General features: G+C 60.5%; 6 protein-coding genes and 3 pseudogenes. 5 read left to right on the top strand and 4 right to left on the bottom strand.

Annotated elements, in window-relative coordinates; translation table 11 throughout:
* Positions 1-1055: 1055 nt before the first annotated feature.
* Both CV770_RS38690 and CV770_RS43690 read right to left on the bottom strand, forming a co-directional pair.
* Positions 1056-1307, bottom strand: a complete 252-nt coding sequence (locus CV770_RS38690; protein ID WP_104466057.1) for a hypothetical protein — start codon at positions 1305-1307, stop codon at positions 1056-1058.
* A gap of 304 nt (positions 1308-1611) precedes the next feature.
* Complete coding sequence (locus CV770_RS43690) at positions 1612-1899, bottom strand: hypothetical protein (RefSeq protein ID WP_245453985.1); 288 nt, start codon at positions 1897-1899, stop codon at positions 1612-1614.
* Between CV770_RS43690 and istA the strand changes: the two are divergent.
* From istA to CV770_RS38710, 4 genes and pseudogenes are all read left to right on the top strand, one after another.
* A pseudogene (gene istA, locus CV770_RS38695) lies at positions 1802-3241 on the top strand (IS21 family transposase). The gene CV770_RS43690 and the pseudogene istA overlap by 98 nt on opposite strands.
* A gap of 11 nt (positions 3242-3252) precedes the next feature.
* Positions 3253-3686 (top strand): annotated as a pseudogene (locus CV770_RS38700) (ATP-binding protein); the annotation flags it as partial.
* Between the two features lie 1467 nt (positions 3687-5153).
* Positions 5154-6323: an efflux RND transporter periplasmic adaptor subunit gene (locus CV770_RS38705; protein ID WP_104466058.1), complete on the top strand. Its 1170-nt coding sequence runs from the start codon at positions 5154-5156 to the stop codon at positions 6321-6323.
* A 10-nt stretch (positions 6324-6333) separates the two neighbouring features.
* Positions 6334-9444, top strand: a complete 3111-nt coding sequence (locus tag CV770_RS38710) for a multidrug efflux RND transporter permease subunit (protein ID WP_104466059.1) — start codon at positions 6334-6336, stop codon at positions 9442-9444.
* A 282-nt stretch (positions 9445-9726) separates the two neighbouring features.
* Here CV770_RS38710 and CV770_RS38715 read toward each other — a convergent pair.
* Together CV770_RS38715 and CV770_RS44365 are read right to left on the bottom strand one after the other, a co-directional pair.
* Positions 9727-10610: pseudogene (locus CV770_RS38715) on the bottom strand (IS630 family transposase).
* Between the two features lie 322 nt (positions 10611-10932).
* Positions 10933-11187, bottom strand: coding sequence for a transposase (locus CV770_RS44365; RefSeq protein ID WP_104466060.1), 255 nt, complete (start codon positions 11185-11187; stop codon positions 10933-10935).
* Positions 11188-11249: 62 nt separating this feature from the next.
* Between CV770_RS44365 and CV770_RS38725 the strand changes: the two genes are divergently transcribed.
* Positions 11250-12495: oleate hydratase (locus tag CV770_RS38725; protein WP_201760228.1), on the top strand; the 1246-nt coding region annotated here is incomplete at its 3' end.

Consider the following 12495-nt stretch of genomic DNA (forward strand, 5'->3'; position numbering starts at 1 on the left):
CAGCCGCCGCACTGGCTCCGTGGTAGCACTACGCACTGTGTCCATTCTAAGCCTTACGGTCAAAACCAAACCGCAGACTTACAGATCAGCGCATCATCCGGAAGGTGGCCGCAAAACATCGCTTACAATCGACAGGCGGCCGTTCCGCCTGAACGATTGTCGCGGCTGTACGCCTGAGGTCGTGAGGCGTGAAGGCTGCTAGCTCCTTGTCTTCCAACAAGCGCCGCACAGCTTGGCTCATTAAGTGTTGCGCGAGTACGCCTACGGTTATCGAAGACCGCCGTCGCAAACAGTAGATCTGCCAGCGCGTTTCTCCATGCTTGCGTGCCACCTCGGAGACCTGCGCACCGGCCACAGACCGTCGGCCACGATCCAGCTCTCTCAGCTGCCGAAGGTACGCGGCGCCCCGATGGTCCTTCAAGAATCTCCAGCCGGTTCACCGACCCTGCCGATGAGGCGTCCAAACGGACTTCTTTTTGCCGTCCAATCCCATCTCAACCTCCGACCAAGCCGAAGGTTTATTCGCACACCTATCCCCATCCCGAAAAAAGGTTTCCGTTTAGCGCTTACGAGCCCGCCATGCCTTCAGAGCTGGGCGGCGAGGCCTTCGTCGGCTGCCCCGCTTGACGTTCGGCCGCGATGAGTAGTTGAAGTCGTTCGGCTGCGGCTAGCGGCTCCGGGTCCAGGTGGATCGTTTCGCTCGGCTTAGGCTCGGGCGCGATGCCGCGCGGTCGCAAGCCCGCAGCCAGCCGGCAAAGACCGGGCCGGGGTGGTGGTTCATTGTGGCAGGTCTCTCGTGACGGGATTGGCGATCGAGGCCAGTGAGGCTCCTGACCTCTCAAGCACAGAGCCTCACCACAGAAAGGAGGATAACGCCCAGCCTGCAACAGCGCGCTCCCACCCCCTAGGCAGACTCGCCACCACTAACTCTGCGATTTCCCGGTAAGCCGTTTAGGCTGAACGACTGCCCGGCCGAACGACTGACGACCGAACGACTTAAAGCTCTGAGAGCGACTCGCCGCGTGACTAACGACTTTGCTCGGCCTAGAAGGCTCTTAATTTGAGCGCGGTTGTTTGAGAGTGAAGGGCTGAGGCATGCGAGAGGCCGACTGCAGCCCCCAAAGCCGTTCAGCTATGCTCTGGTCAGTGAAAACGCGTTGCCCGCTCTCTTCGATCACCAGCTCGCGCGTAAGCCATTCCAAACGAAGCTCGGCTTCTAAAGCGCTGTTGCCTTCACAGATGGCCGCCGCGACGACTTCAATTTGATTTTCAATAAGCTCCCGGAGGATCTGGATGCGAGGTTCCATTGTGCTGCCCTCCGGCCGAGAGGAAGTGGCCGACCATCTTACGCTCTAAGTTCCGGCTGGCACCCTGCCAGAAATGGTCGGCCCGCCATTACGTCGAAGGCCGCGGCGCACGCCCTGGCCCTCGGCTCCCACCTTGCTCATCCGAGCGGAGGCCAGGGCTACCGGCTTTCAGGTCGATCAGGGGCTTTTAGGTCGGACAGGCAGCAGGTAATTGTCTTTTCTCCACCATGCGGGTAAGGACGCCACAGACAGCCGGATCGCGCGGCAGCTACGCTATGTATGTGCGGATTTCGATCGATGTCGCTCAGGAGTCCGAGATGATCTCGCCCACCATTCCGGGATGATGTCGCCCGGGTGACGAGACCTCTTCTGGCTCCCATAGGGTCAACCCTTTCGGCTTTGCGGAGGGGACCTGGATGCCGACGGAGAGGCTTGCGATCCGCCGTGTGCGCGATGTGATCAGAATGAAGGCGGCTGGACTGCCGAGCCGCGAGATTGCGCGACGGTTGGGCGCGGCACCCTCGACGGTGCGGCTGGCGCTCCGGCGGTTCGAGGCCGCGGGCTGGAGCTGGCCGTGGCCAGACGACGTCACCGACACGGTTCTGGAACTTCGCCTGTTCGCCAAGACCGGCAATGGCAACGGTCAGGGTCATCGCCGAGCCCGACTGGGCGACCGTGCACCGCGAGCTCAATCGCAAGCACGTGACGCTGTCGATCCTGTGGGAGGAATATATCGCTACCGAGCCCGGCGGATAACGGTACTCGCGCTTCTGTGAGCTCTACCGCGCCTGGGAGGGCCGTCTGTCGGTGATGATGCGCCAGGCCCATGTGGCTGGCGACAAGCTGTTCGTCGACTATGCCGGCGATGGTGTGCCGGTGGTGGTCGACCGCCTGACCTGTGAGAGCAGAACGGCGCAGATCTTCGTCGCCGTGCTCGGCGCATCGAGCTTCACCTACGCGCAGGCGACGTGGACGCAGGGGCTCGCCGACTGAATCAGCGCCCATGTTGGCGCCCTCGCGGCGATCGGCGGCATACCGGCGCTGCTGGTGCCCGACAACACCAAGGTCGCGGTCATCAAGGCGAGCCTGTATGACCCGTAGATCAATCGTACCAATGCGGAGATGGCGGCGCATTACGGCACCGCCATCTTGACGGCGCGGCCGCGCAAGCCGCGCGACAAGGCCAAGGTCGAGCAGGCCGTCCTCATCGTCGAGCGCTGGCTGCTCGGTCGCCTGCGTCATCGCACCTTCTACAGCTGGCCGAGGTCAATGCGGCGGTCGGCGAACTGCTCAGGAGGCTGAACGAAGAACGGCCGATCCGACGGCTCGGCGTGACACGCCGCCGGTTGCTCGGGGAGGTCTACCGGCCGGCGCTCAAGCCATTGCCGGTGTCCCCCTACGTCCTCGCGGAGTGGCGGATCCGCCACGTCAGTCACGATTACCACGTTGGAGAAGCATTACTACAGCGTTCCGCATCGCTTCGCCCGCGCCGAGGTCGAGGTGCGGTTCACGGCCCGCACCGTCGAGATCTTCCACAAGGGCGAGCGGATCGCCGCGCATCAGCGCATGAGCGGCAATCACAAACACACCACCGTGCCGGAGCACATGGCCTCCAGCCATCGGCGCTACGCCGGCTGGACCATCGCGCGTATCCGCCAGGACGCCGCCGCGATCGCGCCGGCGACCAGCGCGTTGTGCGACCTCCCTCGACGAGCGCTCGCACCCCGAGCAAGGCTTCCGCGCCTGCCTCGGCATCCTCAGGCTTGCCGCCTCCTATGGGCGCGAACGGCTGGACGCCGCGGCTGCGCGGGCGATCGACATCGGCGCGCGCACCTATGGCGCGGTCAAGTCGATCCTCGCCTGCTCACCAGCGCTCCGCGGACGATGCGCCGATCCTGCACGCCAACATCCGCGGACCGCGCTACTACAATTAGGAGATCATCCCATGCTCACCCATCCGATCCTCGACTGCCTCAACGCCCTCGGCCTCCACGGCATGGCCAAGGCCTTCGCCGACATCGAGCCACCGGTGAGGCCGCAAGCCTCGGTCACGCCGAATGGCTTGCTCTGCTGCTCGAACGTGAAGCCTCGCTGCGGCACGACAAACGGCTCGCCACCCGCCTGCGCTGCGCCAAGCTGCGCCAGCAGGCGTGTGTCGAGGATATCGACTACCGCACCGCGCGCGGTCTCGACCGCCCGCTATTCGCCAAGCTTGTCGAGGGCCGCTGGATCGACGACCACGTCAATCTCCTGATCTGCGGTCCGGCCGGCGTCGGCAAGAGTTGGCTCGCCTCGGCGCTCGGCCACAAGGCCTGTCGCGACAATCGCTCCGTGCTCTATCAGCGCGTCCCGCGCCTGTTCGACGATCTGGCGCTCGCCGGCGCGTGCACGTTGTCGGTGCGCCGCCGTCTGGAATGCTAACCAATGGCAGTCGCGGCTCGAACAGCGGAGCACGTACGGCACGCTCCGCATCTCCCCCTTCCGAGCCAGATCGGACGAACTAAATTAAGGCATCGGAAACGGTGTGTGCCACGGCTGTGCAATTATTGCCCGCTTCTAAGGCGCGATCGCTATGTTTCGCCTTCGTTGAAGCGGCGGCTGCGAACCAGACGACCTTCAACCCTTCGCGCCAGAGGCCCTTAACGCCTGCCAAACTGGCTGGTTGGCCTGCTCGACGTGATTCCGCTAAGGCGGTGCTCAGCACGGACCAGGACTGGCCGCCCGCTTGCTTCAGGCTCTGTAGACGCGCCTGGCGTCCGGCTCGGTTGCTATGATGGAACGTACGGCGTAATAGCCCGCGAGGACGCATTCGCGTTGAGGCATGTTGAGCCGGCCGCCGATCAGGAACGCGCGTGAAACGCCTTTCCAGGCGCTAGCAACTTGGACGGCAGCCGTCGATCAGGCGCGTCACCAGTTCGGTGGGTGCCTTTTCGCTTCTTCTGAACGACCCAACCCGGCCGCCCGCCTTTAGTGGCCCCTATCCTCGGCGGCCGGTTCGCAGCCCGCTGAATTGTCGGTTCGAACCAGCTGTTTTTCTTGCGAAGAGCGTTGCGGATCGTGTGCTGGTCGAGCTGATCAACACGCCTTTGGTCTTCTCGCCGCGACGTGCTTTCTTGCCGTCACGCATCGCCGACCTTCTTCAACGCCACGAAGGCGGCGATAATCCCAATTTGGATCTTACAAGGAAGAGTTCTTAGCGGTGGAGGTGGTTTCCGGCGGCCATCCAGATAGAAGCGGCGATCCTCCGCCGGTGACAGCAGGCATGCTTCTCGATCGTATTATCGACGCGCCATCGGCCGATGGTGATGCAGGTCGGGTCGAGATCTCCATCCCGACACACGATGTTGCACTACGCTCTTGTGAGCTTCGCCCCTTGCGCAGCCGTTCTCGCTTGTGGACGGGCCGGTAGAAAGTTGCTCTTCTTGTCAGAAGTTGGACAATCCGTCTGTCAGACCTAGCGACGTCGAGGTCATCCTTATGAGTGTCTCCTTTGGCACGACACCTGCACGGCGGTCCGCATCACGTGCGTCACCGCATAAACTCTTGAGGAACGGATCATGGTAAACGCAGAGATGCGCACGGGCGGCCACATTCATGTATACAACGGTGGAGGGGGCGCATGTGCATAATCGAGCACCCTGATTTCACTTGCCAACCTCCAGTCGGAGCATACGGTGATTCCGCTCATCCTATCGAATTCTGACAATGAGGCACACAGAAGCTCTTCATTTACCCGCCCGTGCGCGCAGAGCTCTCTTCACTCCATACAATTCGGGCAAGCACGGCATGAGCGAGGCAATAACGAACCAATGTTCATTTCACCCGCATAGCTATGGATCCAGGATAATGGCGCGCGGCCTCGATAGGTTTGGCTTGTGGTTAGCTCTGTCGGCGGCTCTGCTGGTCGCTGCATGCAGTGGCGAACAGTCCAGCGACACGCCCGCCGCACCACCAGAAGTAAGTCTGCCCTCCGTCACGGTGCTGACAGTGAAGCCGGAGGCAGTGACGCTCGCTGACGAACTGCCGGGACGCGTGGCTGCTTACCGAATCGCCGAGATTAGGCCTCAGGTCGGCGGGATCATTGAAAAGCGCCTGTTCGACGAAGGTTCGGAGGTCCAGGCCGGGCAAGGGCTGTTTCAGATCAACCCTGATCCATTCAAAGCGGAGGTCGACAGCGCGGCCGCAGTGCTTCAGCGAGCTGAATCCAGTCTGGTGCGCTATGAAAGTAAGTTCGACCGTGCAAGGCAGCTGGTGACGAGTAATGCGATCAGCCGTGATGCATATGATGACGCGATCGCCAATCTTGCTCAGGCGAAGGCAAATGTGGCTGAGGCACGGGCTATACTCCAGCGCCGCAAGCTCGATTTGGCTTTCACAATAGTAAGGGCCCCGATCTCTGGGCAGATCGGCCCGGCGCTCGTTACCGAGGGCGCACTTGTCTCGGCTAACGGAGCCAAGGCTCTCGCGATCGTCCAGCAGATCGACCGGGTCTACGTTGATATTCGCCGACCTGCCGTGCAGATCGACGCGATCCGCGAGTCTGTTCAGTCGAGGCAGCTTAATTATCTGTCTAAGGTGCCCGTTGAGATCAGCGCTACGAGCGGAAAGCCCTATCCGCTCACCGGCCGCGCGCTGTTCGCGGACGTCAACGTCGATCCCGGCACGGGCAATGTCACCGTGCGCGTCGAGCTGCAGAATTTGGGGCGCTTCTTGCTTCCAGGAATGTATGTCCGCGCCCGCTTACCACGCGTGGTGCGGCATAGCGCCTTGCTAGTGCCGCAGGAAGCCGTCATCCGGGATTTGGCGGGCCGAGCGCAACTCATCATCCTCGACCACAACAAGCAAGCGGCCCGATGCCCCATCAATGTAGGTGAGGTTGTGGATGGCCGCTACATTGTTACTTCGGGGTTGAAAGCGGGCGACGTTGTCGTGGTGCAGGGGCAGGAGCGCGTGCGGGATGGGGCCACGGTGCACTCGCAGCCATTCAAGCACGCCGCGGTGCAGATCGAGCATTGAGAGAAGAGCTATGCCTCAGTTCTTTATCGAGCGGCCCGTCTTCGCATGGGTAATCGCTATATTTGTCGTTCTCTTGGGGGTCTTGGCAATCCCGCAACTCCCAGTCTCTCGCGCTCCAAACATCGCGCCGCCGACAGTCAGCATCTATGCAATGCATACAGGGGCCACACCCCAGGCCATCAACGACAGCGTTCTCAGTCTCATTGAAAGGGAGCTGTCGAGCGTCAAGAACCTGCTCTATTTCGAATCAACCGCCGATACGTCGGGTGAGGCGAGCATCACCGCAACGTTTAAGCCCGGCACCGATCTCGAAATGGCGAAGGTGGACGTCCAGAATCGCTTGAAGAGTGTCGAAGCGCGTCTTCCTGAGCCGGTGCGCAGAATCGGCGTTACTGTGGAATCGGCTGCCACCGGCTTTATCATGATTGTGACGCTCAGTTGCAACCATGGCCAATGTGACGAACTCGCCCTCGGCGACTACCTGTTCCGAATCCTTGCTCCTGAAATAAAGCGTGTTGAAGGCGTCGGTCGCGTGCAGGCTTTTGGCTCGGAACGCGCAATGCGCGTTTGGGTTGACCCAACCAAGCTCGTCTCTTATTCGCTATCATTAACTGATATCATAGAAGCAATTCGGGCTCAGAACGCGCAGATTGCCCCGGGACGCGTCGGTTCGGAACCAACCGTGCTCGGGCAGAAGGTGAGCATCCCACTCACAGTTCAAGGACAATTGCAGACGCCAGAAGAATTTGCGGCCATATTGCTCCGTTCAGAGCCGGACGGCTCAAAGCTCGTGCTGGCCGATGTCGCGCGCGTGGAGCTGGGTGCACAAACTTACACTTTTGCAATCCGCGAGAACGGCAAGCCGGCGACGGCTGCCGGGATTCAATTGACGCCGGGCGCAAATGCAATCCGGACGACCGCCGCCGTCCGGGCTCGTCTCGCCGAGCTCGCGCCAGCCATGCCGAACGAAATGACTTACGCCGCAGCTTTCGAGACCGCACCTTTCGTGAAGATCTCGATCAAGAATGTTGTTCAGACCCTATTCGAGGCGATGATCCTCGTTTTCCTAGTCATGTTGCTGTTTCTCCAGGATGTCCGATACACACTGGTCCCGGCCATCACCGTCCCGATCTCACTATTAGGCACCTTCGCGGTGATGTGGATGGCTGGCTTTTCGATCAACGTGTTCACGATGTTCGGTATGGTATTAGCAATCGGTATCATTGTCGATGACGCTATCGTTGTAGTGGAGAATGTAGAACGCATCATGGCCACCGAGAGGCTGACGCCCAAAGCTGCTACGCAGAAAGCCATGAACCAGATCACAGGTGCAGTCATCGGTATCACGCTCGCTCTGTCAGCAGTGTTCGTTCCGATGGGGCTCACGAGCGGGTCGGTCGGCGACATTTATCGGCAGTTTTCATTATCGATGACGGTCTCGATCCTCTTTTCAGCTGTTCTTGCCCTCACATTGACGCCAGTACTATGCGCAACGGTACTTAATCCAATCGAGGACGGCCATCGTGAAAAGCGGGGCTTCTTCGGCTGGTTCAGTCGTGCCATTTACCGGTTGACCAACACCTATGTCGGATGGGTTGCTAAAATGGTCACGAGGACCGGCCGGATGACGGTGCTCTATGCCGTGATTGGCCTTGTTCTCGCAGCTGCGTACATGCGTTTGCCGACATCGTTTGTACCCGAAGAGGATCAGGGTAATTTTTTGACGACCTTCGTCCTGCCCGCCGACGCAACGGCAGGGCGCACCATCGAAATTGTGAATCGGTATGATCAACATGTGGGGTCACGCCCAGACATTGCGCGCAACCTCTCGCTAATCGGTTACGGATTTTCCGGCTCTGGGCCGAACACCGCGACCTCGTTCACGACACTCAAGGATTGGAGCGAACGGAGCGGGACGATCGACGACGAGATTGCCAGCGCAACGGCAGCCATGGTCAGCGCACCGGAAGGGCTGATCATGAGTTTGAAGCCGCCTGCCATCGAATCACTAGGGACCACTTCAGAGTTTTCCTTGCGTCTAGAGGATAGAGCCAATCGCGGCATTGCTGCATTGATGACAGCACAAGCCCAGCTGTTGCAGCTTGCAGCTCAAAGCAAACTCGTGAGAAACGTCCATGTTGAAGGCCTGCCGAGCGCGCCGAACGTCAAGCTGAAGATCGATCGACAGAAGGTTGAAGCGCTGGGTGTATCGTTCATCGCGGTCAGTGATACCCTCACGGCTGCCATCGGTTCAACTTATGTCAATGATTTTCCAAATGCTGGACGCATGCAACAGGTGATCGTGCAAGCCGAGGCGGCGACCCGAATGCAGGTTGACGATGTGCTTAGGCTGTATGTCAGCAACAATGCAGGCGCCATGGTGTCCCTATCAGAGCTCGTCACGCCAATCTGGGAAACTAGCCCTCTCCAGTTCGTGCGTTATAACGGCTATCCGGCTGCACGCATTGCAGGCACGCCTGCACGCGGAGTATCCAGCGGCGACGCGATGCTGGAAATGGAAGGACTAGCGTCGCAATTGCCCGCAGGTTTCGCGGTTGAATGGACTGGGCAGTCGCTGCAGGAAAAGCAATCCGCCTCGCAGGCTCCCTTCCTGCTTGCTCTCTCCATGCTGGCCATCTTTCTGGTGCTAGCTGCGCTTTACGAGAGTTGGTCAATACCGTTCTCGGTGATGCTTGTCGTACCGCTTGGAATCATCGGTTCTGTTCTTGCAGTCCATCTTCGTGGGCTCGAGAATGACGTCTTTTTCAAAATCGGTCTAATAACCATTACCGGACTTTCAGCCAAGAACGCGATCCTCATCATTGAATTCGCCCAGCATCTTCGCATTCAGGGGCATTGCCCAATGAAGGCCGCCGTCGAAGCAGCCGGACGTCGATTGCGGCCGATTCTGATGACCTCGGTGGCCTTTGCACTCGGTGTGGTCCCGCTGATGCTTGCCCGTGGCGCCGGCGCCGAAACCCAGCGCGCAATTGGGACCGGCGTATTCGGTGGGATGATCTCAGCAACCGTCCTTGCTGTGTTCTTTGTGCCGGTCTTCTACGTCGTAGTCATGAGATCTTTCGGGCGTGGCAGAGAACGCGCATCCGTGCGAGCGCACTAGCTACGCCTTCCAGCAGACCCCGAAACCGCTTTCCAGATTGAGACACTCCTCTTATATAGTACTTTCGAGCAGAGCTAGGCCGTAAAGTAGGTGATGACTGCTTGAGATGGGCAGCGTATCGAGGCGGATGCCGAATACCACAGAACCTCTCAAAGAGAGCGATACGCCATGTGACCGAGCGTCCCTAAGAGATGTGCGATTTGCAGGCACGTCGGGCGCACGCGCCCAAGATAGCCTCTTCTACAGGCCCGCAGGAAAGAGCACGGCTAGAGCATGATGTTTTTATATGGAAACATAGCCTGAGTTTTTGAAGTAGTTGGTGCACTCCTCCTTGGAGAAGAGGTCGAGGAGTTCACCAACCTTTCTCCAGGTTGCCTCCACGTCACGGGGCTCGGCAGCTCGCATGAGATGTTTGAGTTTGGCGAAGACCTGCTCGATCGGATTGAGGTCAGAGCTATATGGCGGCAAGAAGATGCGGTGGGCGCCTCTGGCGCGGATGGCTTAGCGAGCCGCTTTGCCCTTGTGGCGGCCAAGATTGTCGAGGATGACGATCTCGCCCGGTGCGAGGGTGGGTGCCAACACCCTTCTCGACGTACAGGGTGAAGAGCTCACCATTGATGGGAGCATCAATCACCCAAGGCGTGCTGATCCGATCGTGACGCAGCGCCGCGATGAAGGTCATTGTCTTCCAATGGCCGAAAGGTGCAGAGGCTTGGAGGCGCTGTCCACAAGGCCCCCAGCCGCGCAGCGGTGTCATATTGGTTTTGATCCACATCTCGTCGATAAACACCAACCGCGCAACGTCGATCCTGCCTTGATGTGCTTTGCAGTGGGGCCGCTTACGGGCGACGCTGGAAGAAGCGCGACAAGGCGGAGACGCTGAAGACATGTCCATCGGCGGCGAGCACCGCCTTCAGTTCCTCCAGTGTGCTGCTTGGCCGCAGTCAGCGCGAGGATACGTTGGCCTGAGCTTCAATCGCCCGCGAACGTCGATCCCCGCCCTGCGGCTTCGCCGTTACCTTGCCCGTCCTTCGCGCCTGCGCCACCCAGCGGATCGCGCTCGACGCGCCCACTCGAAAGTGCGCCGCAGCCGCTCGACGCGACATACCGCCTTCAACAGCGGCGACTACGCGCTTACGAAGATGGGCCGAAATGGATATCGCCATGCCCACCGGCCTCCTTCGCCGGCACACAGCTTGAATCAGAACCAGCCTGATTTGGGAATCCCAAACGATTCAATCTGCTCGAGACCCGCTCTAACGTCGTAGGCTCGATCAGCCGACGACGCGGGCTGCGTGGGCGTTGCCACGAGTATCAGGAAAGAAGCGGGCGGCCAAATTGTCGATCAACGCTGAGATTTTGGTGGTTGCGCCGCGCGAGCGGCCGATCGCATTGTTAAAGCTCCCCCTTTTGAGCCGGCCGCGGGGCCATGGGCTTTGATCTAGCTGGAATCCACCGAGATCGAGCCGGACACGCCGCTTGATTCAGTCAGAGCGTAAAAACGTTCGTCCAAATGCCCTCTCGGCTCCAGCGACTGACGCGGTCGAAGACCGTTGTGTAAGGACCGTAGACTTCCGGGCAATCACGCCAGCGCGAACCTGCTTTTAGCAAGTGGACAATGCCGTTGATCACGCATCGATCATCCACCCGATGCGCTCCCTCATGCCCTCGCGGCAACAACGGCTCAATCCGCCGCCATTCCGCGCAGCTGAGCCAGTCCTCACCTCGCTTGATCCAGCGCAACCTTGGATGCGTCCGGCCATGCTATGTCGCTTCGAAATGTCGAATTGCAATCGAGGCAAGTCATGAAGGCGTATTTCATCGGAGCTGGCATCGGATCGCTCGCGGGCGCGGCGTTCCTGGTTCGCGACGCGCAGCTGCCGGGACGCGATATCGTGATCTACGAAGCGCAGCCGCTGGTCGGCGGCAGCCTCGACGGCGCGCTGCTTGCGAACAGCGCCTATTCGCTGCGCGGCGGGCGCATGCTCACGACCGATCATTACGAATGCACCTGGGATTTGCTATCCAGCATTCCCTCGCTCGAGCATCCCGGCCGCAGCGTGCGCGAGGAGACGGTCGCATTCAACGTGGAGAATCCAGCGCACTCCAGGGCACGTCTGGTCGACCGTAACCGGTTCAAGGTCGATGTCTCGCATATGGGCTTTTCCGCACGCGACCGGCTCGAGTTGCTCCGGCTCACTGAGGCTTCGGAGGAGACGCTCGGCAACAGCCGCATCACCGACTGGCTGTCGCCCGGATTCTTCGAATCGAATTTCTGGTACATGTGGCAGACCACCTTCGCCTTCCAGCCCTGGCACAGCGCGGTCGAGCTGAATCGCTATCTGCACCGCTTCATGAACGAGTTTCCGCGCATCGAGACGCTCGCCGGCGTCAAGCGCACCGTCTACAATCAGTATGACGCGATCGTGCGGCCGCTCGCGGACTGGCTGAAGCGGCAGGGCGTGCAGTTCGTGCGCGGCACGCGCGTCGTCGACATGACGCTCGAGGCCGACGGCGGGCGCTTGCGGGTGCGCCAGCTCACGCTCGACCGCGACAGTCGCACCGCGAATGTGCGTCTCGAGGACGGCGACCTCGTCTTCTTCCAGAACGGCTCGATGACGGATGCCTCGAGCCTGGGCTCGATGACCGAGCCGCCGCCGCGACTGACCAAGGCCGACAGTCAGGGCTGGGCGCTTTGGGAGACGATCGCGCAGGAGCGTCCCGAATTCGGCAATCCCGCCGCGTTCAACAGCTCGATCCCCGAATCCTATTGGCTGTCCTTCACCGTCACCTGCCGCGATCCACGCTTCTTCGACCGGATGGAGGCGTTCTCCGGCAACCGGGCCGGCACCGGCGGGCTGGTCACGTTCAAGGATTCCAACTGGCTGATGTCGGTCGTGCTCTATCACCAGCCGCATTTCGCGGGACAGCCGAAGAATGTGCAGGTGTTCTGGGGCTATGCGCTGCATCCCGACCGCGTCGGCAATTTCGTCGCCAAGCCGATGTCCGATTGCGGCGGCGCGGAGATCCTGAAGGAGCTCTGCGGTCACC

Origin of the sequence: Bradyrhizobium sp. AC87j1 (genome assembly GCF_002936975.1) — a bacterium.
Classification (GTDB): Bacteria; Pseudomonadota; Alphaproteobacteria; order Rhizobiales; family Xanthobacteraceae; genus Bradyrhizobium; species Bradyrhizobium shewense.